Annotated in this window: 21 protein-coding genes and 2 rRNA genes; 19 read left to right on the top strand and 4 right to left on the bottom strand. The window is 68.6% G+C overall.

Annotation, left to right across the window (positions count from 1 at the left end; translation table 11 throughout):
- Window positions 1-290: 290 nt before the first annotated feature.
- The 11 genes from FNV62_RS29115 to FNV62_RS29165 all read left to right on the top strand — a co-directional run bounded on the left by FNV62_RS29115 (window position 291) and on the right by FNV62_RS29165 (window position 12,023).
- A 23S ribosomal RNA gene (locus tag FNV62_RS29115) occupies window positions 291-3,412 on the top strand.
- A 92-nt stretch (window positions 3,413-3,504) separates the two neighbouring features.
- A 5S ribosomal RNA gene (gene rrf / locus FNV62_RS29120) occupies window positions 3,505-3,621 on the top strand.
- A 74-nt stretch (window positions 3,622-3,695) separates the two neighbouring features.
- Window positions 3,696-4,340 (top strand): HAD family hydrolase, encoded by a 645-nt coding sequence (locus FNV62_RS29125; RefSeq protein ID WP_143608880.1) that lies wholly within the window; start codon window positions 3,696-3,698, stop codon window positions 4,338-4,340.
- A 134-nt stretch (window positions 4,341-4,474) separates the two neighbouring features.
- The gene (locus FNV62_RS29130; RefSeq protein WP_225900411.1) at window positions 4,475-5,197 is read left to right on the top strand and encodes a VC0807 family protein; all 723 of its coding nucleotides are present in this window, start codon (window positions 4,475-4,477) and stop codon (window positions 5,195-5,197) included.
- Between the two features lie 60 nt (window positions 5,198-5,257).
- Window positions 5,258-6,490 (top strand): MFS transporter, encoded by a 1,233-nt coding sequence (locus FNV62_RS29135; protein ID WP_143608881.1) that lies wholly within the window; start codon window positions 5,258-5,260, stop codon window positions 6,488-6,490.
- Window positions 6,441-7,613, top strand: a complete 1,173-nt coding sequence (locus tag FNV62_RS29140; RefSeq protein ID WP_075033749.1) for an acetoin utilization protein AcuC — start codon at window positions 6,441-6,443, stop codon at window positions 7,611-7,613. The genes FNV62_RS29135 and FNV62_RS29140 overlap by 50 nt, the downstream gene beginning before the upstream one ends.
- Window positions 7,614-8,036: 423 nt before the next feature.
- Window positions 8,037-8,852, top strand: coding sequence for a phosphatase (locus FNV62_RS29145; protein ID WP_143605538.1), 816 nt, complete (start codon window positions 8,037-8,039; stop codon window positions 8,850-8,852).
- A gap of 129 nt (window positions 8,853-8,981) precedes the next feature.
- Window positions 8,982-9,194 carry a helix-turn-helix domain-containing protein gene (locus FNV62_RS29150; RefSeq protein ID WP_004984898.1) on the top strand — a complete coding sequence of 71 codons (213 nt, stop codon included), beginning with the start codon at window positions 8,982-8,984 and terminating at the stop codon, window positions 9,192-9,194.
- 165 nt (window positions 9,195-9,359) lie between these two features.
- Complete coding sequence (locus tag FNV62_RS29155) at window positions 9,360-9,458, top strand: 30S ribosomal protein bS22 (RefSeq protein WP_003948845.1); 99 nt, start codon at window positions 9,360-9,362, stop codon at window positions 9,456-9,458.
- 406 nt (window positions 9,459-9,864) lie between these two features.
- Window positions 9,865-10,926 (top strand): NAD-dependent epimerase/dehydratase family protein, encoded by a 1,062-nt coding sequence (locus FNV62_RS29160; protein ID WP_054230021.1) that lies wholly within the window; start codon window positions 9,865-9,867, stop codon window positions 10,924-10,926.
- Window positions 10,927-10,940: 14 nt separating this feature from the next.
- The gene (locus tag FNV62_RS29165; protein ID WP_054230020.1) at window positions 10,941-12,023 is read left to right on the top strand and encodes a lysophospholipid acyltransferase family protein; all 1,083 of its coding nucleotides are present in this window, start codon (window positions 10,941-10,943) and stop codon (window positions 12,021-12,023) included.
- A gap of 131 nt (window positions 12,024-12,154) precedes the next feature.
- On the opposite strand, the gene FNV62_RS29170 is transcribed toward FNV62_RS29165, so the two are convergent.
- The 3 genes from FNV62_RS29170 to FNV62_RS29180 form a co-directional block, all read right to left on the bottom strand.
- Window positions 12,155-13,378: a DUF5667 domain-containing protein gene (locus tag FNV62_RS29170; protein WP_144315695.1), complete on the bottom strand. Its 1,224-nt coding sequence runs from the start codon at window positions 13,376-13,378 to the stop codon at window positions 12,155-12,157.
- A gap of 272 nt (window positions 13,379-13,650) precedes the next feature.
- Window positions 13,651-14,430 carry an ECF subfamily RNA polymerase sigma factor, BldN family gene (locus FNV62_RS29175; RefSeq protein ID WP_054230018.1) on the bottom strand — a complete coding sequence of 260 codons (780 nt, stop codon included), beginning with the start codon at window positions 14,428-14,430 and terminating at the stop codon, window positions 13,651-13,653.
- Window positions 14,431-15,007: 577 nt separating this feature from the next.
- The gene (locus FNV62_RS29180; protein ID WP_060901550.1) at window positions 15,008-15,958 is read right to left on the bottom strand and encodes an HAD family hydrolase; all 951 of its coding nucleotides are present in this window, start codon (window positions 15,956-15,958) and stop codon (window positions 15,008-15,010) included.
- A 128-nt stretch (window positions 15,959-16,086) separates the two neighbouring features.
- Between FNV62_RS29180 and FNV62_RS29185 the strand changes: the two genes are divergently transcribed.
- From FNV62_RS29185 to hemB, 6 genes are all read left to right on the top strand, one after another.
- Complete coding sequence (locus FNV62_RS29185) at window positions 16,087-16,386, top strand: glutaredoxin family protein (protein ID WP_075033738.1); 300 nt, start codon at window positions 16,087-16,089, stop codon at window positions 16,384-16,386.
- A 362-nt stretch (window positions 16,387-16,748) separates the two neighbouring features.
- Window positions 16,749-17,513 (top strand): redox-sensing transcriptional repressor Rex, encoded by a 765-nt coding sequence (locus FNV62_RS29190; RefSeq protein ID WP_054228018.1) that lies wholly within the window; start codon window positions 16,749-16,751, stop codon window positions 17,511-17,513.
- The gene (locus FNV62_RS29195; RefSeq protein WP_144315696.1) at window positions 17,510-19,279 is read left to right on the top strand and encodes a glutamyl-tRNA reductase; all 1,770 of its coding nucleotides are present in this window, start codon (window positions 17,510-17,512) and stop codon (window positions 19,277-19,279) included. Before FNV62_RS29190 ends, FNV62_RS29195 begins: the two co-directional genes overlap by 4 nt.
- The gene (gene hemC, locus FNV62_RS29200) at window positions 19,276-20,298 is read left to right on the top strand and encodes a hydroxymethylbilane synthase (RefSeq protein WP_097285722.1); all 1,023 of its coding nucleotides are present in this window, start codon (window positions 19,276-19,278) and stop codon (window positions 20,296-20,298) included. The genes FNV62_RS29195 and hemC overlap by 4 nt, the downstream gene beginning before the upstream one ends.
- On the top strand, window positions 20,295-22,016 hold the full coding sequence (locus FNV62_RS29205) for a uroporphyrinogen-III synthase (RefSeq protein ID WP_075033735.1): 1,722 nt from the start codon (window positions 20,295-20,297) through the stop codon (window positions 22,014-22,016). The genes hemC and FNV62_RS29205 overlap by 4 nt, the downstream gene beginning before the upstream one ends.
- A gap of 242 nt (window positions 22,017-22,258) precedes the next feature.
- On the top strand, window positions 22,259-23,272 hold the full coding sequence (gene hemB / locus FNV62_RS29210) for a porphobilinogen synthase (RefSeq protein WP_144315697.1): 1,014 nt from the start codon (window positions 22,259-22,261) through the stop codon (window positions 23,270-23,272).
- On the opposite strand, the gene FNV62_RS29215 is transcribed toward hemB, so the two are convergent.
- The gene (locus tag FNV62_RS29215; RefSeq protein WP_143627633.1) at window positions 23,266-23,976 is read right to left on the bottom strand and encodes a DUF4232 domain-containing protein; all 711 of its coding nucleotides are present in this window, start codon (window positions 23,974-23,976) and stop codon (window positions 23,266-23,268) included. The two genes, hemB and FNV62_RS29215, sit on opposite strands and share 7 nt — an antisense overlap.
- Window positions 23,977-24,186: 210 nt before the next feature.
- Between FNV62_RS29215 and FNV62_RS29220 the strand changes: the two genes are divergently transcribed.
- Together FNV62_RS29220 and FNV62_RS29225 are read left to right on the top strand one after the other, a co-directional pair.
- Entirely contained in the window at window positions 24,187-25,503 is a 1,317-nt protein-coding gene (locus FNV62_RS29220) for a helix-turn-helix domain-containing protein (protein WP_205523164.1), read from the top strand.
- Between the two features lie 81 nt (window positions 25,504-25,584).
- Entirely contained in the window at window positions 25,585-26,487 is a 903-nt protein-coding gene (locus tag FNV62_RS29225; protein WP_097285726.1) for an SAM-dependent methyltransferase, read from the top strand.
- Window positions 26,488-26,571: the final 84 nt, after the last annotated feature.

Consider the following 26,571-nt stretch of genomic DNA (forward strand, 5'->3'; position numbering starts at 1 on the left):
GCCCGGTGGTCCAGGGCCATTACGTCGGCACACGTTCGACGGTGGTTGCTCATGGGTGGAACGTTGATTATTCGGCGCACTTGACTGTCTTCTCCTTCCAGTACTGCTCTTCGGGGCGTGGAACGAATGAGGGAAGCGGCAAGGGTGCCGGGCACGCTGTTGGGTGTCTGAGGGCACGGCCGATTGTTGGCTGCCTTCAGTGCCGGCCCCAGTGCACTCGAACCGGAAGGTTCGGGGTGATGGGTGGTTGGTCGTTGTTTGAGAACTGCACAGTGGACGCGAGCATCTGTGGCCAAGTTTTTAAGGGCGCACGGTGGATGCCTTGGCACCAGGAACCGATGAAGGACGTGGGAGGCCACGATAGTCCCCGGGGAGTCGTCAACCAGGCTTTGATCCGGGGGTTTCCGAATGGGGAAACCCGGCAGTCGTCATGGGCTGTCACCCATACCTGAACACATAGGGTATGTGGAGGGAACGCGGGGAAGTGAAACATCTCAGTACCCGCAGGAAGAGAAAACAACCGTGATTCCGGGAGTAGTGGCGAGCGAAACTGGATGAGGCCAAACCATATGCGTGTGAGACCCGGCAGGGGTTGCGTATGTGGGGTTGTGGGATTTCTCTTTCACGGTCTGCCGGCCGTGAGACGAGTCAGAAACCGTTGATGTAGGCGAAGGACATGCGAAAGGTCCGGCGTAGAGGGTAAGACCCCCGTAGTCGAAACGTCAACGGCTCGTTTGAGAAACACCCAAGTAGCACGGGGCCCGAGAAATCCCGTGTGAATCTGGCGGGACCACCCGCTAAGCCTAAATATTCCCTGGTGACCGATAGCGGATAGTACCGTGAGGGAATGGTGAAAAGTACCGCGGGAGCGGAGTGAAATAGTACCTGAAACCGTGTGCCTACAAGCCGTGGGAGCGTCGGGCAAGCACTTGTGCTTGCCTCGTGACTGCGTGCCTTTTGAAGAATGAGCCTGCGAGTTTGCGGTGTGTTGCGAGGTTAACCCGTGTGGGGAAGCCGTAGCGAAAGCGAGTCCGAATAGGGCGATTTAGTAGCGCGCTCAAGACCCGAAGCGGAGTGATCTAGCCATGGGCAGGTTGAAGCGGCTGTAAGAGGTCGTGGAGGACCGAACCCACCAGGGTTGAAAACCTGGGGGATGACCTGTGGTTAGGGGTGAAAGGCCAATCAAACTCCGTGATAGCTGGTTCTCCCCGAAATGCATTTAGGTGCAGCGTCGTGTGTTTCTTGCCGGAGGTAGAGCACTGGATAGGCGATGGGCCCTACCGGGTTACTGACCTTAGCCAAACTCCGAATGCCGGTAAGTGAGAGCGCGGCAGTGAGACTGTGGGGGATAAGCTCCATGGTCGAGAGGGAAACAGCCCAGAGCATCGACTAAGGCCCCTAAGCGTACGCTAAGTGGGAAAGGATGTGGAGTCGCAGAGACAACCAGGAGGTTGGCTTAGAAGCAGCCACCCTTGAAAGAGTGCGTAATAGCTCACTGGTCTAGTGATTCCGCGCCGACAATGTAGCGGGGCTCAAGCGTACCGCCGAAGTCGTGTCATTGCAGCAATACGCCCAACGGCGGCTGTGATGGGTAGGGGAGCGTCGTGTGCCGGGTGAAGCCGCGCCGGAAGGCAGTGGTGGACGGTTCACGAGTGAGAATGCAGGCATGAGTAGCGATACACACGTGAGAAACGTGTGCGCCGATTGACTAAGGGTTCCTGGGTCAAGCTGATCTGCCCAGGGTAAGTCGGGACCTAAGGCGAGGCCGACAGGCGTAGTCGATGGATAACCGGTTGATATTCCGGTACCCGCTGTGAAGCGTCAAACATTGAACCAGGCGATGCTAAGTCCGTGAAGCCGCCCCGGAGCCTTCGGGCAAAGGGGAGTGGTGGAGCCGACGGACCAGACCTGCAGTAGGTGAGTGATGGGGTGACGCAGGAAGGTAGTCCAACCCGGGCGGTGGTTGTCCCGGGGTAAGGGTGTAGGCCGTGTGATAGGTAAATCCGTCACACATCAAGGCTGAGACCTGATGCCGAGCCGATTGTGGTGAAGTGGATGATCCTATGCTGTCGAGAAAAGCCTCTAGCGAGTTTCATGGCGGCCCGTACCCTAAACCGACTCAGGTGGTCAGGTAGAGAATACCGAGGCGTTCGGGTGAACTATGGTTAAGGAACTCGGCAAAATGCCCCCGTAACTTCGGGAGAAGGGGGGCCATCACCGGTGAGAGGATTTACTCCTTGAGCTGGGGGTGGCCGCAGAGACCAGCGAGAAGCGACTGTTTACTAAAAACACAGGTCCGTGCGAAGCCGTAAGGCGATGTATACGGACTGACGCCTGCCCGGTGCTGGAACGTTAAGGGGACCGGTTAGTCACTCTTCGGGGTGGCGAAGCTGAGAACTTAAGCGCCAGTAAACGGCGGTGGTAACTATAACCATCCTAAGGTAGCGAAATTCCTTGTCGGGTAAGTTCCGACCTGCACGAATGGCGTAACGACTTCTCGACTGTCTCAACCATAGGCCCGGTGAAATTGCACTACGAGTAAAGATGCTCGTTTCGCGCAGCAGGACGGAAAGACCCCGGGACCTTTACTACAGTTTGATATTGGTGTTCGGTTCGGCTTGTGTAGGATAGGTGGGAGACTTTGAAGCGGCAGCGCCAGCTGTTGTGGAGTCGTCGTTGAAATACCACTCTGGTCGTGCTGGATGTCTAACCTGGGTCCGTGATCCGGATCAGGGACAGTGTCTGATGGGTAGTTTAACTGGGGCGGTTGCCTCCTAAAGAGTAACGGAGGCGCCCAAAGGTTCCCTCAGCCTGGTTGGTAATCAGGTGTTGAGTGTAAGTGCACAAGGGAGCTTGACTGTGAGACCGACGGGTCGAGCAGGGACGAAAGTCGGGACTAGTGATCCGGCGGTGGCTTGTGGAAGCGCCGTCGCTCAACGGATAAAAGGTACCCCGGGGATAACAGGCTGATCTTCCCCAAGAGTCCATATCGACGGGATGGTTTGGCACCTCGATGTCGGCTCGTCGCATCCTGGGGCTGGAGTCGGTCCCAAGGGTTGGGCTGTTCGCCCATTAAAGCGGTACGCGAGCTGGGTTTAGAACGTCGTGAGACAGTTCGGTCCCTATCCGCTGCGCGCGTAGGAATATTGAGAAGGGCTGTCCCTAGTACGAGAGGACCGGGACGGACGAACCTCTGGTGTGCCAGTTGTCCTGCCAAGGGCATGGCTGGTTGGCTACGTTCGGGAGGGATAACCGCTGAAAGCATCTAAGCGGGAAGCCTGCTTCGAGATGAGTATTCCCACCCCCTTTGAGGGGTTAAGGCTCCCAGTAGACGACTGGGTTGATAGGCCGGATCTGGAAGGCGGGTAACCGCTGGAGGTGACCGGTACTAATAGGCCGAGGGCTTGTCCTCAGTTGCTCGCGTCCACTGTGTTGGTTCTGAAACCACGAACAACCCCGTTGTCGGGCCACGGCAACGGTGCGGTAGTTACAGTTTCATAGTGTTTCGGTGGTCATAGCGTGAGGGAAACGCCCGGTTACATTCCGAACCCGGAAGCTAAGCCTCACAGCGCCGATGGTACTGCAGGGGGGACCCTGTGGGAGAGTAGGACGCCGCCGAACTAATTGTAGGGAGAACCCCCGTACCGGGAAATCGGTACGGGGGTTTTCTGCGTTCGGGGGTCTAGTGTTTTGTCATGCGCTATGACCTGGTGATCTTCGACAATGACGGCGTCCTCGTGGACAGTGAGCCGATCTCCAACACGATCCTGGCCGCCTATCTCACCGAACTCGGGCATCCGACCTCGTACGAGGAGTCCATCCGGGACTACATGGGGTCTGCCATGCACCGTATCCACGAGCTCGTCCAGGAGCGGAGCGGGCAGCGGCTGCCGGAGGATTTCGACGACGTCTTTCACGGGCGGGTGTTCGCCGCCTTCGAGCGGGAGCTGCAACCCGTTCCCGGCGCCGTGCAGTTGCTGGAGAAGCTGGCCGCGGACGAGGTCCCGTACTGCGTGGCCTCCTCCGGGAGCCATGAGCGGATCCGGGTGGGGCATCGCAAGACCGGGCTCGACCGATGGTTCGACGAGGGGCGTGTCTTCAGTTCGCAGGATGTGGGGCGGGGCAAGCCGGCACCCGATCTGTTCCTTCACGCGGCCGAACGGATGGGCGTGGCGCCGGAGCGGTGTGTCGTCGTGGAGGACAGTCCGCTCGGGGTGCGGGCGGCGAACGCCGCGGGGATGGACGTGTACGGGTTCACCGCCATGACGCCGGCCGCCAAGCTCACCGGTGCCACTCAACTCTTCTCCGAACTGGGCGAGTTGGCTGACCTGCTCGTATGACGGCACCCATCGCACGGCACTGACATTTGTCACGCCGAGCTCCGGACGATCGTTTCTGTTGGCGAGTGGGGTCCGACCGCGAAGCTGAGTACATCGGAACGGGACGTACACAGCGACGACGGAGGGACCCGATCATGAGCATCACGGCCATCGAGACCAGCACTGGAGCGGCCACTGTCGAGGCACCGGCCGCCACGAGCGCCGATGCCGCCGCCAGGCCCAGCTTCCTGCCGCTGATCCTCGACGTGGCGGTGCCCGTCGGGTCGTACTACCTCCTCAAGAACGGGTTCGGCATGAGCACCATGGCGGCCCTCGGCTGGAGCAGCGTGGTGCCGGCGGTGCGGACCGTGTGGGGCGCGGTGAAGGAGCGAAAGGCCAACGCCCTGGCCGGGCTGATCCTGTTCGTCAACGTCGTCGGGCTGGCGCTCAGCCTCGTCGCCGGTGACCCGCGGCTGATGCTGGCCAAGGACAGCGGGGTCAGCAGTGCGGTCGGCATCGGCATCCTGGTGTCCGTGAAGCTCGGCAGGCCGATGATGACGGCGGGCATGAAGCCGTTCCTCATCAAGGGCGACGCGGCGAAGAGCGCCGCGTGGGACCGGCTGGCGGCCGGCTCCCCGCGGTTCCGGAAGGCCGAGCGGACCTTCTCCCTGGTCTGGGGCGTGGCGCTGCTCGGGGAGTGCGTCGCGCGGGTCGTGGGCGCGTACACCGTGCCGGTCGACACGATGGTCTGGCTGGGCACGGTCGTGATGCTCGGTGCGATCGCGGTGGCCATCCTGGTCAGTGGGCGGCTGGCGGTCGTTCCGATGGAGAAGCTGCTGGAGAACGAGGTCGCCGGGAGCGTCCAGCCGAAGAGTTGAGCAAAATTCATCTTCGGCTGGATCTACCCACCGGTATGCCGGGGCCCTACGCTCGCCGCCATGACAGATGTGCTGCGGCGCGGTAGGGCCTCTTTGGCGTTCAGCTTCTTCGCTCAGGGCGCCACCTTTGCCCTGCTCGTGACGCGCATTCCGGCCATCCAGGACCGGTACGGCGTCTCCGACGCGCTGCTGCCCGCGTTCCTGGCCGCCGTGCCGATCCTCGCCGGGGTCGGCAGCGTGACGACCGAGCAGCTGGTGAAGCGAATACGGCCCAGTCGGCTGCTGCGCTGGTCCCAGCCCGTTGTGCTGCTGGCGCTGCTCGGGGTCGGGTCGGGGGACCGGCTGGTCGAACTGGCGGTCGCGCTCGGCGCCTTCGGGCTCGCGGTCGGCGCGCTCGACGCGTCCATGAACATGCTCGGGGTGAGCCTCCAGCGGACGTACGGGCGCAGCATCATGCTCGGTTTCCACGCCACGTACAGCCTGGGCGGGATCGTGGGCGCCTCGCTCGCGTGGGTGGGGGCGCACTGGCATCTCTCGCTCTTCGTGTCCTATCTGCCGGTGGTGCTGGTGCTGCTGCCGGCGGCGTTCGTGGGGAGTCGGTGGTACGTCGACGGGGACGCGGCCTCTGGGCTCGAGGCCGATGCCGATGCCGGGAAGGGGCAGGGGGAGAGTGGGGCCCTGGTCTTCAGGCTGCTGCTGCCGCTGTGTCTGGTGATGACGTTCGCGTACATCGGGGATTCGACGGTTTCAAACTGGAGTGCGAAGTATCTGCAGGATGTGCTGGGCAGCTCGGAGCAGTTGGCGACCGTTCCCTACAACGTCTACATGGTGATGACGCTGGTGGGGCGGGCCGTCGGGGACTTCGGGGTGCGGCGGTTCGGGGCGGTGGCCGTCGTACGGCTGGGGGCGGTCGTGGCGGCGCTGGGGTTCGCGGTGGTGGCGGTGGCGCCGGGGGCGTGGGTCGGGATGCTCGGGTTCACTCTGCTGGGGCTGGGGTTGTGTGTGCTGGTGCCGCAGACGTTCGCGGCGGCCGGACGGTTGTTTCCCGGGGCTTCGGACGCTGCCATCGCACGGCTGAACATCTTCAATTACGTCGGGTTCTTGATCGGTTCGCCGTTGGTGGGGGCGCTGGGCGACGCCTGGAACTACCGGGGCGCCATGCTTGTACCGATGGTGTTGGTCCTGGCGACCTTGGGGTACGCCCGCTCGTTCGCGCCCGAACCGGACCGATACGGTGACGGACATGAGCGGCCGCGCACAGCTGATGTGGGACGAGGCAGTAACGGGCTATGACTTCGGCCCGGACCATCCGATGGATCCGGTCCGGCTGGCGCTGACCCGGCGACTGGTCGACGCCTTCGGGCTCGATCGGGAGGTGGATGTCGTCGCGGCGAAGCCGGCCGGGGAGTCGACGTTGCGGCTCGTGCATCGTGAGGACTATGTCGAGGCGGTCAAGGCCGCGTCGGTGGATCCGGGGGCCGCGGATGCCTCGTACGGGCTCGGGACCATGGACGATCCCGCCTTCGCGGGAATGCACGAGGTGTCGGCGTTGATCGCCGGGCAGTCGGTCGGGGCGGCGGAGGCGGTGTGGCACGGGGACGCGCTGCACGCGGTGAACTTCGCGGGTGGGCTGCACCATGCGATGCCGGGTGGGGCGTCCGGGTTCTGCATCTACAACGACGCCTCGCTCGCGATCGCGCGGCTGCTGGAGCTGGGGGCCGAGCGGGTCGCGTACGTGGACGTCGATGTGCATCACGGGGACGGGGTGCAGGCGGCGTTCTGGGAGGACCCCCGGGTGCTGACGATCTCGCTGCACGAGCATCCGCGGACGCTGTTTCCGCAGACCGGGTGGCCGGAGGAGACGGGGGCCTCCTCGGCGGAGGGCTCCGCCGTCAATGTCGCGCTGCCGGCCGGGACCGGGGACGCGGGGTGGCTGCGGGCGTTCCACTCCGTGGTGCCTGAGCTCGTGGCCGAGTTTCGGCCGCAGGTGCTGGTCACTCAACACGGTGCCGACACCCACTTCGAGGATCCGCTCGCTCATCTGGCCGTCTCGCTCGACGCGCAGCGGGCCGTGCAGGTCGCCTGTCACGACCTGGCGCACGAGTACGCCGACGGGCGGTGGGTCGCGTTGGGTGGGGGCGGGTACGCGGTCGTGGATGTCGTGCCGCGGTCGTGGACGCATCTGGTCGCCGTCGCGGCGGGGCGGCCCATCGATCCCGAGACGGTGATTCCCGAGAGCTGGCGGCAGGAGGTCTTCGCTCGTACGCGGCAGTTGGCGCCCGTGCGGATGACGGACGGGCGGTGGCCCGTGTCCTGGAAGGGGTGGGAGTCCGGGTACGACCCGGCCGACCGTCTCGATCAGGCGATTGTCGCGACGCGCCGTGCGGTGTTCCCCCTACGGGGCCTGCTGCCCTGACCCTTCTTCGCCCCCGCCGCCCCTACCCGACCCATCCCCAGGGGCTCCGCCCCTTCGACCCCGCCGGGGCTGCGCCCCTGGACCCCTGGGGCTGCGTCCCCGGATCTTCGGCGGGGGCTGTGCTCCTGGACCCCCTGGGGCTGCGCCCCCGGATTCCCGGCGGGGCTGCGTCCCCGGATCCCCAGGGGCTCCGCCCCTTCGACCCCGCCGGGGCTCCGCCCCTGCACCCCCTGGCGGGGCTGCGCCCCCGGACCTCTGGAGGGGGCTGCGCCCCTGGACCCCCAGGGGGCTGCTCCTTTTCGACCCCGGCGAGGCTGCGCCGGGCCTCATGCCGCCGGGGGCCAGAGTGCGCATTACGCCAACTGTGGGGCGTTTTCGGGAAATTCGGGGTGAAGAGGGGGCATGTGCGTCAGCATCGCTGTCGTGTTGAGCACCGGAGCATTACGTGCGCACCTGCTGGCGGCCCGATTGGCCGGGCCCGTTGCCACCTCGCGTGAGGAGAGTCTGCGGAGCTATCGGCTCTTCGCGGCCCGCGATCCCCGGGTGCTGCTCGGGCTCGATCCCGAGTGGACGTGGGAGCAGCGGGACCTGATCGAGTTGATGGCCGACAAGTGTGGAGTTTCGGCCGATCCGGCACACACGAGTGGGCATGATGTGATCGACCCTGAGCGGACTCTGGTCGCGCTCGATTCCTTCGCGGCGCGACTCGGAACGGCGGCCCGCAAGCGCGAGCCGGTACTCCTCGGGACCGGTCACCCGCACCGTCTGCTCGGTTTCTACGCCGCCCTTGCGGACGCCCTGTCGGCGGCGGGATGTACCGTCCTCACCCCCGCGCAGGGTAGCTCTGTCGACATAACGACCCGGTTCGGCCTACGCACGTACAACCTTGACTACGTACAAGGTGTCGCGCTGGTACGCGAACCCGGCGCGCAAGCCCCCGGTGGTGCGACCGGCGCACATACCCACTCACCGCTGCCGGTTCGGACCGTTCTGGCGGCCGCCGCGGAGGGTGGCGGGCCGCTCCCGGAACTCGTCATCGGGGACCACGGCTGGGTCTGCGGAGCAGGTCAGCTGGGGTTCGAGGCCATGGGGCTGGCCGATACGGACGATCCTGCGCTCTTCGTCGGAGAGGCAGAGGGGCGGGTGTCCGTCGTCGTTCCGCTTGATGACGCTGTGCGGTCTGATTACTACCGACCGCTTACTCGCTATGTACTCAATCGAGCGTGTCTGTCACAGTAGGCGGCCGATGCCATCTCCTCTTCCCCACTCGCATCACCCGCCCCTACATTGGGGAGTGAGCACGCAACGACGAAGAGTCACCGGAAGGGGAAGCCGGTGGCCGTCGAGTGCGGAAGGTTCAGGTGTGTCATGGCTGCAGCTGGCGAGAGGCCTCTGAACGAGGTTCAGTTCCTTACCGTGGCGGAAGTCGCCTCGGTGATGCGAGTGTCGAAGATGACCGTGTACCGCTTGGTGCACAGCGGTCATCTGCCGGCGATCCGGGTGGGGAGGTCCTTCCGGGTGCCGGAGCAAGCGGTTCACGAGTACCTCCGCGAGAGCTATGTGGGGGTGGAGACAGCCTGACGGTTGCTTCGAGGGGTTCCCGAGAGGCCCTTGTGGTCGACTCGGGAATCCACTCGGATCCCCTCGATTACGACCTCAGCGCTCGGACGGGTAGGCTGGCCCCTCATAGGTCGTATGGGCCCATGCAGCCCAGCACCGAGTAAAGAGAAGTGAGCGAGGGTAGTCGTGGGCTCTGTTATCAAGAAGCGGCGCAAGCGGATGGCCAAGAAGAAGCACCGCAAGCTGCTCAAGCGCACTCGCGTTCAGCGTCGCAACAAGAAGTAAGACCGTGCCCCGCATCGCCGGGGCTCGTCCTTGCGCTTGTGCGAGCGCTGCGAACGGCGCGCTCTGTGGCCCCCCACCGGCCGGTGGGGGGCCACAGCCGTTTTCCGGCCAGGCTCTCGGCGTACCGGCCTCCGTCGTCGCGGCGGCTTTCGCCCAGAGCGGGTACTTTCCGTGGGGAGCGTGCGCGCGTCTCCTGCGCGAGGGCCCCGGAGGGCGATGCTGTGCATACGCCCATGTGCCGTGTGGCTTGGTCTGATCGTACGTTCGTGGCTGTCGTCACTTCGTGCATCGGGTGGTCATCACAGCGCAACATCAACCCGCTAGGTTGGCGGCACACGGGGAACACGGCAGGGTACGAGCAGAGCTACGTCGGCTCACGTCCAGAACGGGAAGAGAGGCGCTGATCTTGGGGAAGGTCGTGCTCGTCACCGGAGTGGCCCGTCAGCTGGGAGGCCGGTTCGTACGACGGATCCAGCGTGACCCTCAGGTGGACCGGGTGATCGCCGTGGACGCGGTGCTGCCCGAGCACCATCTGGGCGAGGCCGAGTTCGTCCAGGCCGACATCCGCCAGCCCACGATCGCCCGCGTGCTCGCCGAGCACTCCGTCGACACGGTCGTCCACATGGACGTGACGGGCATCGCGCTGGGTGGCGGCAGCCGGACGACGGTCAAGGAGACCAACGTCATCGGCACCATGCAGCTGCTGGGCGCCTGCCAGAAGTCCCCGTCGGTCAAGCGGCTCGTCGTGAAGTCCAGTACGAACGTCTACGGGTCCGCGCCGCGAGATCCGGCCGTGTTCACCGAGACCACCCCACCCAAGTCGCTGCCCAGCGGCGGCTTCGCGAAGGACACGGTGGAGGTCGAGGGGTATGTGCGTGGCTTCGCGCGGCGGCGGCCCGACGTCGCCGTGTGTGTGCTGCGGTTCGCGAACATCCTCGGGCCGAGCGCCGACTCGCCGCTCGCCTCGTACTTCGCGCTGCCGGTGCTGCCGACCGTCTTCGGCTACGACCCACGGCTGCAGTTCGTGCACGAGGACGACGTGATCGAGGTACTGCGGATCGCCTCGCACGATCCACAGCGCGGCACGCTCAACAGCGGCACCTTCAACATCGCCGGAGACGGCGTCCTGTTGCTCTCGCAGTGCGCTCGACGCCTGGGCCGGCCCACGGTGCCGCTGCTGCTGCCGGCGCTCAGCTGGGCGGGCACGGCGGTGCGTACCCTGGGCGTGACGGACTTCTCGCCCGAGCAGCTGCGGCTGCTCACCCACGGCAGGGTCGTGTCGACGAACCAGATGCGCGAGACGCTGGGCTACAAACCGAGATACTCGACCGCGGAGACCTTCGCGGACTTCGCACGCAGCCGGGGGCCCGGACTCCTGCCCCCCGAGGCCCTCGCGGGGGCCGTCGACCGGATCGCCGCGCTGCGTTTCGTGGGCGGCGGCCACCCCCCGACACTGAGCGCCAACTGAGGAGCGCATCGACGATGGCGGACGCCAAGGTCATTCCGTTCGACGACGACCGGTCGCGCGGGGGTGCTGTGCAGCGCCCGCCGCGGCGGCGGGCCGCGGGGAGCCGGCGCAAGGGCGATCCCGCGGTGGTACGTGAGGTCCAGCCTCTGCCTGGCCGGGCCTTCCCGCAGGATGATGTTCCTGTGACGCGTGAGGAACAGCCGTCTCAGCCGTCGACGCCGAACAACGCGCCGTCGACGTCACAGGCGCGGGTGAGCGGCGGGCTGGAACGGCGCGTCGCCGGTGGTCTCGCCTTCCTGCGTCGGCGTCTCACCGGTGACTACGAGATCGACGACTTCGGGTACGACCAGGAGCTCACCGAGCAGGTCCTGATGTCCCTGATCCGGCCGCTGTACGAGAAGTACTTCCGGGTCGAGGTGAAGGGCATCGAGAACATCCCGACCGACGGCGGCGCGCTGATCGTCGCCAATCACTCGGGCACCCTCCCGCTGGACGGCCTGATGATGCAGGTCGCCGTCCACGACAACCACCCCGAGAGCCGCCATCTGCGCCTTCTCGCGGCCGACCTGGTCTTCATGCTGCCGGTGGTCAACGAGCTGGCCCGCAAGGCCGGGCACACCCTCGCCTGCGCCGAGGACGCCGAACGGCTCCTGGAGCGCGGCGAGCTGGTCGGTGTGATGCCGGAGGGCTTCAAGGGCATCGGCAAGCCGTTCGGGGAGCGCTACAAACTCCAGCGCTTCGGCCGGGGCGGGTTCGTGTCGACGGCTCTGCGGCAGGGCGCCCCGATCATTCCGTGCTCGATCGTCGGCGCGGAGGAGATCTACCCGATGATCGGCAACGCGAAGACGTTGGCGCGGCTGCTGGGTTTCCCGTACTTCCCGATCACGCCGACCTTCCCGTGGCTGGGTCCGCTGGGCGCCGTCCCGCTTCCCACGAAGTGGACGATCCAGTTCGGCGAGCCGATCCCCACGGACGGCTATCCGCCGGAGGCCGCCGAGGACCCGATGCTGATGTTCAACCTGACGGACCAGGTCAGGGAGCAGATCCAGCACACGCTGTACAAGCTGCTGGTGCAGCGCCGGTCGGTCTTCTTCTGACGGATGTTCCGCATCTGACGGATGCTCCGCCGGACGGACGGATGTTCTTCCGCCGGACGTTCCACCGGTGACGGACGTACGTGGCTGGGGGCGCCCTTCCTGAGAAGGGCGCCCCCAGCCACGTGGCGGAGTTACCTGTTGTCCTGGCTGTCGATGCCCAGGCCCGGCAGGAGACCGGGCAGCAGCGGGGGCAGGGTGACGTCCGGCGCGCCGCTCGTCGGGCTGGACTTGCCGGCCGACGGGGACGAGCTGGTGGCGTCCTTGGGCGGGTCCAGGAGACCGCCCGTGGTGCCGCCGAGCAGGCCCTCGCCGGTGCTGCTGGTGCTGGACGGCTTCGGCTTGCCGCTGCTGTGGCTGCCGGTGGCGGAGCCGCTGCTGGCGCTGGGCGCCGGACGGTCCGTACCGGACGACGAGCCGGGGGCGTCCGAACTGGCACCCCGGTGACGGCCCGTGCCCTCCTTCGCCGGGGCTCCCGGGAGCAGCGGGTCGACCTCTTCGTCTATGGCTGCGAACACCGACGAGACCTGCTGACTGACGTCGCCGAGCTGGACGGGCAGCCGGTCGCGCAGTGCGCCCCAGGCCTCGCGGTGCGACTGGGCGAAGGCGGACAGGGCCTGGATGGGGCCCAGCGAACCGTCCCGCTCGTACGCCTCGTACAGCAGGCGGTGGCCCTCGGAGGCGTCGTGCTGCATGCCGGACAGGGCGCGGCGGATCTCGCCCAGGGACTCGTGGTCGAGGTGGCCCGAGCGGCCGCGCTCCATCAGCCGGCGTGCCTCGCTCAGGCGTGTGGACGCCTGGTCGAGGTAGAGCTCGCCGCGGTCGCTGTCGCCGTGGGCCAGGCCGAGTTTGAGGTCCTCCATGCCTCGTTTGAGCCCGTAGAGCGAGTCACCGGGCAGGGCGTCGGAGCTGGCGGCCGCCACGCCGCCGAAGGCTCCGGCGGCCACGCCCACGGTGAGCCCGCCCGCGGCCAGGCCCTTGGACAAACGCGAACGCGGTCGCAGCTTCCCCAGTCCGGTCGCCCGGTGTGCGCCCCGTGCCCGGTGCGAGCGCTGCTCGGGCACGGAACGGTCCGGGCCTTCGCCCCCCGCGGCGGTGCCTTCCAGCAGCATGGCCTCCATCGCTGCCACGAGCTGTGCTCGCTGCACGACCTTGACCTCGGGGTCCAGCTCCGGTTTGGGCAGCTCGCCGAGACCGGTGGCGAGGGCCAACAGAAGGCCCTGCTCGGTCTGTTCCGACGCAGCCTGGGACGGTGCCGATCCACCTGGCTGCTCGGCCGCCGTGCCCTGGTCGGACTGCTCCTCCAGGGCCTGGGCGAAGGCGTTCGCCCGCCGGTGTGCCGATACGTTCGCGATCACTGGCGGCACCTCCTCTCGTCAAGACGGTCGACTCCCCAGGGGGTCCTGAGGGTTGCACGCCCCGAGCGCATCCACACGATCGAGTGATCGGCGATGGCCGGGTCGTGACCACAGGGAGCCTGTATCCCGCACAACGAGCGTCGCGGCACTTGGGTTACGGACGACGGATGATCGGACCGTGAAGTCAACGGACTTTCACGGAAGGTGAGTTGAGCGTCGCTGAGTGTGTGGGATCACTGGGGCGTTCGTACGGGCCGGTGTTCGTACGGGTTTCAGCGGGCGTCGTCCGGGAGGAGCCGTGCCAGGGTGCGGACGGCTCGGTACTGGAGGGTCTTGATCGCGCCCTCGTTCTTGCCCATCACCCGGGCGGTCTCGGCGACCGAGAGCCCTTGCAGGAAGCGCAGGGTGACGCACTCCTGCTGCTGAGGATTGAGCCGTCGTACCGCGTCGAGCAGGGCCGCGTTCGACAGTGACTCCAGGACGGAGTCCTCGGGGCTTCGCTCGACCTCGTTCGCGTCGAGCATTTCGCCGGTGGTCACTTCGAGTCGGAATCGGCTCGATTTGAAGTGGTCCGCGACCAGGTTGCGGGCGATGGTGACCAGCCAGGCGCCGAAGTCGCGGCCCTGCCAGGTGAACGTTCCGATGCGGCGCAGGGCGCGCAGGAACGTCTCACTGGTGAGGTCCTCGGCGGTCGCCTTGCCGCCGACGCGGTAGTAGATGTAGCGGTACACGGTGTCGCTGTACTGGTCGTAGAGGCGGCCGAAGGCGTCGGCCTCGCCGGCCTGGGCGCGCTCGACGAGATCCATCATCCGGGCGCTGTCGCTGTCTGCGGCCGGGCGGCGTGCGGTGGGCGTGGCGGCCGAGCCCGAGCGGCCTCGTCTGCCGACCGCCGCGCTGCCCTCGGCCAGGGCGTAGCAAGGGCCGAGGGGCGCGGGGACGGCGGCGAGGGCGGGGACGGCGTACGCGGTGGGGACGAAGCCGCGCAAGCGGTCCAGGACCGTTGCGCGCAGCGTAGCCAGGCCCGAGGCGTCAACCCCGACGTGTGAGTACACGGGACTCCCAGAGGCAGAGCTTCCATCACGTGCAGTGCGGGACCGTTCACCCGTCGTAGCGACGGAGGGGTACCGGTTTGCGTCTGAGGAGAATAACGCTTCGTACAGGCAGCGCTACACCGAGTTGCTCAAATCATCGATTACGTCGCTTCTGTAACCGATTGACGCCTGATCAAGTGCCATACGGTGACCGGTTGTTGATCGGATGGGTTCGGGTTCCGTCTGGGTGCGGGGCGTGTTGTGGCCGTGTGGGGGCGGGGTGACTGGGCGGGGGGCCACGGGGGTAGGACAGGGGATTGGCCGACTTCCGGCGGGGTGTCCTGGGGGCTCCGCCCCCAGACCCCCAGTGGGTTCTTTGTCTGCGGGTGGGTGGGGGCTGGTCGCGCAGTTCCCCGCGCCCCTGGGGCACGGGGCTGCGCCCCAGTGCCCCGGCGCCCCATCGGCCTGAGTGGCCATGTCCTCGCACGCCGGACGGGCTGGAGGCCTTTGGGGGCGCGGGGAACTGCGCGACCAGCCCCCCGGCCGGTGGTCGAAGAACGTCGGGCGGGCGGGGGATGCGGGGCGTGGCCCCGGGGGGTCAGCGGCGGCGGCGGTGGAGGGCGATGGCGGCGGCTGTGCCGCCGGCCACGGCGCCGACTCCGGCCGCGGCGGGGATGCCGACCTTCGCGGCCTTGCGGGCCGTGCGGTAGTCGCGCAGACGCCACTCGAACGTACGAGCGTGCTTGCGGAGTTTCGTGTCCGGGTTGATCGCGTAGGGGTGGCCGACCAGGGACAGCATGGGGATGTCGTTGTGCGAGTCGCTGTAGGCGGCACAGCGGGACAGGTCCAGGCCCTCCGCGGCGGCCAGCGCGCGGACCGCCTCCGCCTTCGCCGGGCCGTGCAGGGGCTCGCCCACCAGCTTGCCCGTGTAGACGCCGTCCACCGACTCCGCGACCGTGCCCAGCGCACCGGTCAGGCCCAGCCGACGGGCGATCACCGTGGCGATCTCCACGGGGGCCGCCGTGACCAGCCAGACCTTCTGGCCCGCGTCCAGGTGGGCCTGGGCGAGGGCGCGCGTACCGGGCCAGATGCGTTCGGCCATGTACTCGTCGTAGATCTCCTCGCCGATCGACATCAGCTCCGCGACCCGGTGGCCCTTGACGATCGAGAGTGCCGAGTCGCGGGCGTCCTGCATGTGTTCCGGGTCCTCGACGCCGGCCAGCCGGAACCACGCCTGCTGCCAGGCGAATCGGGCGAGGTCGCGGGTCTCGAAGAACTTCCGCTTGTACAGGCCCCGGCCGAAGTGGAAGAGGGCGGCGCCTTGCATCACGGTGTTGTCGAGGTCGAAGAAGGCCGCGGCCTTCTCGTCGCCGAGGACCGGGAACTCCGGTTCCCGGTCGGGCGCGGCGGCGTCGGGCGCGGCGTCGTGGGCTAGTTCCTCCAGTTCCTGGGAGGACTTGCGCGCTGCCTCCGCCGAGGCCTCGCCTGCCAACACGCTCCGCGCGGTGGCGGAGCGCCTACGGGGAGTGAGCCATCCGAGAGCGGCCATGTCGTGAGCATAGCCAGTTTGTTCGGAGCTTCCGGAGTCGAGAGGATGCGAGGCTGTGAACTCTCCGCGACCGAGCCGTTAAAGATGACGTCCGACCGGCGCCTCCGGGGCGCGCGGGTGGCGGGAGAATGACCCGTATGAGTTCCATGTTCCGGCGCGGTGGGCGCCGTACGACGCAGAAGGCACCCTCGGAGCGGCTGGTCACGCTCATCAGGAAGCCTGGTTGTCATCTGTGTGATGACGCACAAGAAGTGGTGGAGAAGGTGTGTGGGGATCTCGGGGTCCCCTGGGAGCACAAGGACATCACCGAGGATGAAGAGCTTCACCGTGCCTACTGGGAGCAGATCCCCGTGGTGCTGGTGGACGGGGCGCAGCACACCTTCTGGCGTGTGGACGAGGCGCGGCTGCGCAAAGCCCTCGCTCCGTAGCGGCGCGGCGTGGCGCGGTGAGGCGTGGTGTTGCGTCCGGATTGTGCCGTGATCGGGTCCGCACCCCGTCCTGACCGGTGAGTCCAACGGGTCCGGAAAGTCGCCTAGGATCGACGGCGATTGGTCTCGGGGGCGGGGTTCGTTGAGGAGAGTGTGCGGTTTTGCCCCCTTCAGGAGCGGAACGAAGCGGTGCGCGCGCCGGTTCCATACAGGCGCGCCGGGAGTGCGTGACCCCCGTCACGTTGCCCGGGCAAATCGGACACCATCTTTGTGCACGCGTTCACAAAGACATAGCCTGCATTCGACGGGGCGGTCTAGGTACGTGTGACCGCCTGCAGCCCCGCGCTACCCGCAGGAGCACCGTGGCAACTGGCCGAACTCACCGACCGGCGACCCGCAGCCGAGGGATTCCCGAGGCCACCGTCGCCCGGCTTCCGCTGTACCTCCGAGCCCTCACCGCACTGTCGGAGCGCTCGGTACCCACGGTCTCCTCCGAGGAGCTCGCGGCCGCGGCGGGGGTCAACTCCGCGAAGCTGCGCAAGGACTTCTCCTACCTCGGCTCCTACGGGACGCGTGGTGTGGGGTACGACGTCGAGTATCTCGTGTACCAGATCTCCCGTGAGCTGGGCCTGACCCAGGACTGGCCGGTAGTGATCGTCGGTATCGGTAACCTCGGCGCCGCGCTGGCCAACTACGGCGGGTTCGCCTCCCGTGGTTTCCGGGTCGCCGCGCTGATCGACGCCGATCCGGAGATGGCCGGAAAGCAGGTCGCCGGGATCGCCGTGCAGCACAGCGACGGCCTCGAGAAGATCATCGACGAGAACGGCGTCTCCATCGGCGTCATCACCACCCCTCCGGGCGTGGCCCAGCAGGTCTGCGACCGCCTCGTCGCGGCCGGGGTCACCTCCATCCTCAACTTCGCGCCGACCGTCCTGTCCGTCCCGGACGGCGTCGACGTGCGCAAGGTCGACCTCTCCATCGAGCTGCAGATCCTCGCCTTCCACGAGCAGCGCAAGGCCGGCGAGGAGGCCGAGGCCCAGGCCGGTGCCGCCGCCGTGGCCCAGGCCGCTCAGGAGGACAACGGCAAAGGTCCTGACGGGGACGTCCCCGCCGTGATGCCGGCATGAGTCTCCTCGTCGTCGGGCTGAGCCACCGCAGCGCCCCGGTCAGCGTCCTGGAGCGGGCCACGCTGAACGCGGACGCCCAGATCAAGCTGCTGCAGGACACGGTCGCCGCCGAACCGGCCGCCGAGGCCACGCTGCTCGCCACCTGCAACCGCATCGAGCTGTACGCCGACGTGGACAAGTTCCACGCGGGCGTCGCCGAGCTGTCCACGCTGCTCGCCCAGCACAGCGGGGTCGGCCTCGACGAGCTCACCCCCCATCTCTACGTGCACTACGAGGACCGGGCCGTCCACCACCTCTTCTCGGTGGCCTGCGGGCTCGACTCGATGGTCGTGGGCGAGGGCCAGATCCTCGGCCAGATCAAGGACGCGCTCGCCACCGCGCAGGAGATGCACACCGCGGGCCGGCTGCTGAACGACCTGCTCCAGCAGTCGCTGCGGGTCGGCAAGCGCGCGCACTCCGAGACCGGCATCGACCGCGCCGGGCAGTCCCTCGTCACCTTCGGCCTCCAGCAGCTGTCGGCCGGCACCGCCGTCGACGTCTGGGCCAAGGGCAAGAAGGCCCTCGTCATCGGCGCGGGCTCGATGTCCTCGCTGGCCGCGGCGACGCTCGCGCGCGCCGGAGTCTCCGAGATCGTCATCGCCAACCGCACCCCGGACCGCGCGGAGCGGCTCGCCCAGATCCTCAACGAGAACGAGGGCGGCGACACGGACGTGCTGGCCCGCGCGGTATCGATGGACTCGGTGCCGGTCGAGCTGACACGTGCCGACATCGCCATCTCGTGCACCGGCGCCACCGGGCTCGTCCTGACGGCCGAGTCGGTCGCGGCGGCCGTGGAGGGACGTACGGGAGTGTCCGTGGCCACGGCCGAGCCCGCGGCGAAGCCCGCCGTGCGCCGTGCCGGCTCCGCTCGTACGGCGTCGTCCGCGGTCGTGGGCGATCACGCGCAGCTCGCTCCCACCAGTGTCGGTACCGACGAGGACTGTCCGCTCGACCTGTCCGCCGTGCAGGGCACGGCCGGCTTCTCCGTGCTCGGCGAGGCCGCCGTCGCCGGAATGGCCGCCGCCGAGCTGGAGCAGCACGCGGCCTGGGTGGACAAGGGCGACGTCGCGGCCCGTGCCCCGCGCGGGGCGGCCGTGCTCGACCCGGAGGCCGACGCCGACGCCATCGCCGCGCTCGTCCTGGCCGTCGCCACCGTCGGCCGGGTGCCCGAGCGCCGCAGGCCCGAGCCGGTCGCCGAGGCCCCCCGGCCCGCGCCCGTGCTCGCGCTGCTGGACCTCGCCATGCCCCGTGACATCGACGCGGCCGTGCACCGGCTGCTCGGCGTGCGGCTCGTCGACATCGAGTCGCTGGCCGAGGCGTCCGCGGACGCGCCGATGGCGGCGGACGTGGACCAGGTGCGGAGGATCGTTTCCGACGAGGTGGCCGCCTTCAGCGCCGCCCAGCGGGCCGCCCACATCACCCCCACCGTCGTGGCGCTGCGCACCATGGCCGCCGACCTCGTCGCGAGCGAGATCGCGCGGCTCGACGGGCGGCTGCCGGACCTCGACGACAAGGAGCGGGGCGAGATCACGCAGACCGTGCGGCGCGTCGTCGACAAGCTGCTGCACGCGCCGACCGTACGGGTCAAGCAACTCGCCGCCGAACCCGGCGGCGCCGGGTACGCGGACGCGCTGCGAACCCTGTTCGACCTGGACCCCGAGACGGTCGCCTCCGTCTCGCGGGCCGAGAACAACAACGAGAACGCCAAGAACCGAGGGCGAGCATGAGTGAGCCACGTGAGCCACGTGCGCCGCAGGGGCAGGCTGGAGCGCCCCAAGGGCGACCAGATGAGAAGGCGGCACTGAGGCTGGGGACCAGGCGCAGCAAGCTCGCCATGGCCCAGTCCGGGCTGGTGGCGCAGGCCGTGAGCCAGGTGACCGGCAGGCCCGTCGAGCTCGTGGAGATCACGACGTACGGCGACACCTCCCGTGAGCACCTCGCCCAGATCGGCGGCACGGGCGTCTTCGTGACCGCGCTGCGCGAGGCGCTGCTGCTCGGCGAGATCGACTTCGCCGTGCACTCCCTGAAGGACCTGCCGACCGGGCAGCCCGACGAGCTCGCGCTGGCCGCCGTGCCGCTGCGCGAGGACCCGCGCGACGTGCTCGTCGCCCGCGACGGGCTGCGCTTCGAGGAGCTTCCGGACGGCGCGCGCGTCGGCACCGGTTCGCCGCGCCGGATGGCCCAGCTGAACGCGTACGCCCGTAACCACGGGATGACGATCGAGACGGTCCCGATCCGTGGGAACGTCGACACGCGGATCGGATACGTACGCAGCGGGGAGCTCGACGCCGTCGTGCTCGCCGCCGCAGGCCTCGGCCGCCTCGGGCGGACCGAGGACGTGACGGACTTCCTGTCCGTCGACACCGTTTTGCCCGCCCCCGGCCAGGGGGCACTGGCGATCGAGTGTGCCGCGGACAACGCGGATCTCGTCGCCGCGCTCGGTGAACTCGACGACCCGTTCACCCGGGCCGCCGTGACCGCCGAGCGGTCCCTGCTCGCCGCCCTGGAGGCCGGCTGCAGCGCACCCGTGGGTGCTCTCGCCGACCTTTTGGCCGACGGGCAGATTGTCAAGGAGATGCGCCTGCGCGGCGTCGTCGGCACGACCGACGGCACGACGCTGGTGCAGCTGTCCACCACCGGTCCCGTGCCCGAGACACATGACCAAGCAATGGCGCTCGGCCGTGAACTCGCCGCCGAGATGCTTGCCAAGGGCGCGGCCGGTCTGATGGGGGAGCGAGCACATTGAGCCCCACCACCCTTCCCGCCGGTCCCGAACACGGGCACGTCACCTTCCTCGGTGCCGGACCCGGAGATCCGGGACTACTGACACTGCGCGCCGTCGAGGCGCTGGCGAACGCGGATGTTCTCGTCGCCGAGTACGAGGTACTCGACATGGTCCGCGTCCATGCCAGACAAGGCGTCGCCGTACTGAGTACGAATACGGACGGGGGGACGCCTTTGGGCACGTCTTCCAGTACGTATCCGGGCACAGGCACGCCTCAACTAGCGGTTGTTGACGCCGTGTCAACGACCGCTGGTGACCCCGCGTTGAGGGACGCTGCCAATCTTGTCATGGAGGCCGCGCGGGGCGGCAAGCGGGTCGTGCGTGCGGTGTCCGGTGACCCCGGGCTCGACACGTACGCCGCCGAGGAGATGCTGGCCTGCGCCGCCGCGGGCGTGCCGTTCGAGGTCGTGCCGGGTGTCGCCGCTGCCGTGGGCGTGCCCGCGTACGCCGGTGTGCCGCTGCGCGACGCGCAGGGCGCCGACGTGCGGTTCGTCGACGGGCGTACGGCCTCCGACCGGTGCTGGACCGAGGTCGGGGCGTCGGACGGGACGGTCGTCGTCTCGTCGACGCTGGATTCCGTGGCCGCCGCCGCGGGCGAGCTGGTCGCGGCCGGTCGCAAGCCGGACACGCCGATGACGGTGACGATCGCCGGTACGACGACGCGTCAGCGGACCTGGTCGGCCACGCTCGGGACGATCGCCCAGACCCTGAAGCAGGCGAAGGTGCTGCCGTCCCCGGACGGTGGGCGTCCGGTGATAGCCGTGGTCGGTGAGCGTTCCGCCGCGGCTCAGCGTGAGCAGCTCTCGTGGTTCGAGTCCAAGCCGCTGTTCGGCTGGAAGGTGCTCGTCCCGCGGACGAAGGAGCAGGCGGCCTCGCTCTCCGACCAACTGCGGTCCTACGGAGCCGTGCCGCACGAGGTGCCGACGATCGCCGTCGAGCCGCCGCGGACGCCGCAGCAGATGGAGCGCGCGGTCAAGGGCCTGGTGACGGGCCGCTACGAGTGGATCGCCTTCACCTCCGTGAACGCGGTCAAGGCCGTGCGGGAGAAGTTCGAGGAGTACGGGCTCGACGCGCGGGCCTTCGCCGGGATCAAGGTCGCGGCGGTGGGCGAGCAGACGACGAAGGCACTGGTCGCCTTCGGCGTGAAGCCGGATCTGGTGCCGAGCGGTGAGCAGTCGGCCGCGGGTCTTCTGGAGGACTGGCCGCCGTACGACCCGGTGTTCGACCCGATCGACCGGGTGTTCCTGCCGCGGGCCGACATCGCCACCGAGACGCTGGTCGCGGGACTCATCGACCTGGGCTGGGAGGTCGACGACGTCACGGCCTACCGGACCGTACGGGCCTCGCCGCCGCCGGCGGAGACCCGGGAGGCGATCAAGGGGGGCGGTTTCGACGCCGTGCTCTTCACGTCGTCCTCGACCGTACGCAATCTCGTGGGCATCGCGGGCAAGCCGCACAACGTGACGGTGATCGCCTGTATCGGTCCGGCCACCGCCAAGACGGCGGAGGAGCACGGGCTGCGGGTCGATGTCATGGCTCCGGAGCCGTCCGTGCACAAGCTGGCCGAGGCGTTGGCGGACTTCGGTCTCCGGCGCCGGGCCGCTGCCGCGGAGGCGGGGGATCCGGTGACTCGGCCGAGTGAGCGTCGGCCGGGGGCGCGGAGGCGTCGTACGACGTAGTCGTGCGGCATGGGCGTGCGCGGGGGGTATGAGGGCTCCGGCCCTCATACCCCCCGCGTGTTTTTCGGCTGCGGGTGGGTGGGGGCCGGTCGCGCAGTTCCCCGCGCCCCTGGGGCACGGGGCTGCGTCCAAGTGCCCCAGGGCCCCGCCATCCCAGTGCTCCACCGGCCGTCAGCCGATCGAATCGGGTACCGGCACGGTGTCGGCAAGGGGAGGCGAGGGGCGGGCGTAGCGTAGGGGGCATGACGAAGTACGGATCCTTCCCCGGTACGCGGCCGCGGCGGCTGCGTACGACGCCGGTCATGCGGCGCATGGTCGCCGAGACCCGGCTGCACCCCGCCGACTTCATCCTCCCCGCGTTCGTACGGGAGGGTGTGAGCGAGCCGGTTCCCATCGCGGCGATGCCCGGCGTCGTGCAGCACACGCGCGACAGCCTGAAGAAGGCCGCGTTGGAGGCCGTGGAGGCCGGGATCTCCGGGATCATGCTCTTCGGCGTGCCGGAGGACGCGAAGAAGGACGCCGTCGGCACCCCCGGGACCGACCCGGACGGGATCCTGCAGCTCGCCCTCCGTGACGTGCGCGCCGAGGTCGGCGACGAACTGCTCGTCATGTCCGATCTGTGTCTCGACGAGACCACCGACCACGGGCACTGCGGAGTGCTCGACGCGGAAGGCCGCGTCGACAACGACGCGACCCTGGAGCGATACGCCGAGATGGCCCAGGTCCAGGCCGACGCCGGAGCCCAAGTGGTGGGGCCCAGCGGGATGATGGACGGGCAGATCGGGGTCGTCCGGGACGCCCTGGACCAGATCGGGCGCGAGGACGTCGCCATCCTCGCCTACACCGCGAAGTACTCCTCCGCCTTCTACGGGCCCTTCCGGGAGGCCGTGGCCTCCTCGCTGAAGGGCGACCGCAAGACGTACCAGCAGGACCCCGCCAATGTGCGGGAGTCCCTGCGGGAGTTGGCCCTCGATCTGGAGGAGGGGGCCGACATGGTGATGGTGAAGCCGGCGGGACCGTATCTGGACGTCCTGGCGCGGGTCGCGGACTCCGTCGACGTGCCCGTGGCCGCCTACCAGATCTCCGGCGAGTACTCGATGATCGAGGCGGCGGCCGAGAAGGGCTGGATCGACCGCGACAAGGCGATCCTGGAGACGCTGACCGGCATCAGGCGGGCCGGCGCCCAGAACATCCTCACCTACTGGGCCACCGAGGTCGCGCTGAAGCTCCGTCAGGGCCCGGCAGCCGCTCAGTAGGCCAGCGCGTCGTCCAGGCTCTGCTGCCAGTACGTCACCGTGAGCTTGTCGTCCACGTACACGCCCTTCGCCGGGAGCGCCGGGGTCGCGCTGCTGCCCTTGGCGAAGCCGACGACGAGGGACTTGGCCGTGTAGCCGTTGCCGCCGCTGCCGTCGGCGGCCGAGAGCAGGACACCCGCGTAGCCGGACTCGCCCGGGGCCAGCGTGACGACCGCCTGGGGGTGGGTCGACTCGGCGACCGGCGGGACCGACTGGGCCTCGCTGAAGCGGGCGATCGGATAGCCGGTCAGATCGCAGTTCTTCGTACCGGTGTTGGTGACGGTGAGGAGCAGGTGGTTGAGGGGGCGGGAGACCTCGGTCGCGGTGGTCTTGCTGTTGGCGCCGTTGCAGGCCGGGTTCCGCGTGGCCGTGGTGCCCGAGCCGTTCTTGCCGGAGGAGCCGGAGCCGCCGCTGGTGCCCGCCGTGGTGGTGCCCGGCGTGGCGGTGCTCTTGGGGGCGGCCGTCGAGCCCCCCGTCTCACCCGCCGGCTTCGCCTTCGTACCGCCGGCGGCCGTGGACCCGGTCGGCTGCGACGAGGAATGGGACGCGGCGGACGGACCCTCGTCACGTACGCCCTTTCCGTTGTCGCACGCCGTGAGGGCGAGCGCGGCGAGCGCGACCGTCGTGGCGGCGAGGAGACGGGTGCGGGCGGTGCGTGCGGACATGGGTGATCCCCCTGTGGGTGTGACTGGTCGGTAGCCGCTCGACCGGTCGAGGGGAGCGGCGTGCTTGGATGACCACAGCTTGTCGGTTGATCCGTCCCGGGCGCCACGGTTGCCGGGGGATACGGGACGCCGGAACGTTCGTAGGGGGTCTGACCAGGGGGAATACCGTCCCCCTGGAACGCGGACCGGGACGCTGGGGGTGGAGGAACGGTGGACGGGGACGAGTTCGCGGGGTTGCTGCGGGAGCTGAAGGAACGGTCCGGACTCAGTTACGGGGTGCTCGCGAAGCGGCTGCACGTGAGTACGTCCACGCTGCATCGGTACGTCAACGGGGACGCCGTACCGACGGACTACGCACCCGTGGAGCGGCTCGCGCGTGTGTGCGGGGCGACTCCCGAGGAGCTGGTGGAACTGCATCGGCGGTGGGTGCGGGCGGATGTACTGCGGGGACAGAAGGGGGTGCCCGCGGCGCCTGTGACGGATGCGGAGTCCGTGACGAATGTGGCGCCTGTGACGGATGTGGAGTCCGTGACGCCGGTGGGGGCGGAGGGTTCCTCGGGGGAGCCGGGTGTGGCTTCGGAGGTGGTCGGCGGGCCCTCGGGTGAGGCTTCGAGCGGGGGGCGGCGACGGCGTACGGTCCTCCTCGCCTCGGTCGCCGTCGTCGCGGTGCTCGCGTCCGCGGCGCTCGCGGTGCGGTTCGTGCCGGACGGCAAGGGTGACGGGAGCGGGGGGCGGGAGGTCGTGGGGGCCGCCGCGTCGTCCGGTCCCCGGGGGAGTTCGCGGGGGACGGCGTCGGCCGACGGCACGCACCGGGAGCCGTCCGCCTCGGTCAGCGCCTCCGTCTCCGCCTCGCACGGTGGTGGGCCCGAGGCGTCCGTCTCGACGGCGGCTTCGGGGGGCGGTACGGGCCAGGACGTCGCCGACGGCGCCACCGCGCCCCTCGTGGCCGCCAACCCGTACAAGTGGGACGGCCCGTGCAGCCAGCACTACCTGGTGAACCGGGACGCCGAGCGGGTGCCCCCGCCGCCGAACGAGTCGGACGCGCGCGGGTGGGTCACGGCGCTCGGCGCGGTCGCCGGTCAGGAGCAGATGCTCGCGCTGACCGTGCAGGGCACCGGGAAGGCCACCGTGGTCCTGGAGGGGCTGCACGTGCGGGTGGTGGGGAAGGACGCGCCGCTCGCCTGGAACGACTACGCGATGGGCGTCGGCTGCGGCGGCGGCGTGCAGACGAAGTCGTTCGCCGTGGATCTCGACGCGGGGCGGCCCGTGACCACGCCCAAGGCCGGGCAGCGGGACTTCCCCTACAAGGTCAGCGAGTCCGACCCCGAGGTCTTCTATGTCTTCGCGGACGCGCGGGCGCACGACGTGAGCTGGTACCTGGAGCTCGACTGGTCCAGCGGAGCGCGCAGCGGCACGGTGCGTGTCGACGACAACGGGAAGCCGTTCCGGACGAGCGGGAATGTGGGGCGGCCCGCGTACGACTATCCGCTGGGCGGCAGCGAGTGGAAGACGGCCGCGACAGGTTAGCCGGGAGACGGGCACTATCAAGTCCCCCTAGGAGTTACGTTGTTGCCCGTTGAATGACGCGACTCTCCAGGGAGAGGCTTTATGCCCGGTGATGCTCTCAGCCAGGACCCCGCCGAGCTGAGAAGGAGGATCGACACCACCAAGGCGCACCCGGCGCGCGTCTACGACGTCTTCCTCGGGGGCAAGGACAACTACCCGGTCGACCGGTCCGCGGCCGCCGCGGCCATCGTGGCCAATCCGCGCGGGTACCTCGACGTCCGGCACAACCGGGACTTCCTGCGAAGGGCGGTCACCACGCTGACCCAGGAAGCGGGTGTCCGCCAGTTCCTGGACATCGGTACCGGGTTGCCGACGCAGGAGAACGTCCACCAGATCGCGCAGCGGATCACGCCTGAGTCGCGGGTCGTGTACGTCGACAACGACCCCGTTGTGCTCGCTCACGCGCGTGCGTTGCTCACCAGCGGGCCCGAGGGGCAGACGGACTACATCGACGCGGACCTCGAGGAGCCCGCGCGAATACTCGAAGAGGCCGCGAAGACCCTCGACTTCGAGCAGCCGATCGCGCTCGTGCTGGTGGCGATCCTGCACTTCATCGAGGACGAGGCGGCCTATCCGATCGTGCGCGAGCTGGTGGAGGCGTTGCCTTCGGGCAGCAGGCTCGTGCTCAGCCACCTCACCGAGGATCTCAACGCGGAGAACATTCGGGCGGTTCAGCGGACGTTCACCGAGCGGGGGTTCACGTTCGTGCTGCGGTCCAGGGCCGAGGTCGAGCGGTTCTTCACGGAGAACGGGCTCGAGGTGGAGGAGCCGGGTGTCGTGCCCGTGCACCGCTGGCGGCCCGACGGTGCGGCTCCGGTGCCCGAGAAGGTGGATCCCGCGTACTTCGCCGGCCTCGACGACATCGAGAAGATCCGCTATCGCGACATCAACGACGTCACGGACGCGGACATCAATGTGTACGGGGTGACGGGCGTCAAGCCCTGACTCCCGCCCCCGCCGCCCCTACCCGTCCCATCCCGGGGGCTCCGCCCCCAGCCCCCGGGTGCCTTCGCCGCCCGCGGGCGGGTG

The organism is Streptomyces sp. RLB3-17 (assembly GCF_007113425.2).
GTDB classification, from domain to species: domain Bacteria; phylum Actinomycetota; class Actinomycetes; order Streptomycetales; family Streptomycetaceae; genus Streptomyces; species Streptomyces mirabilis_D.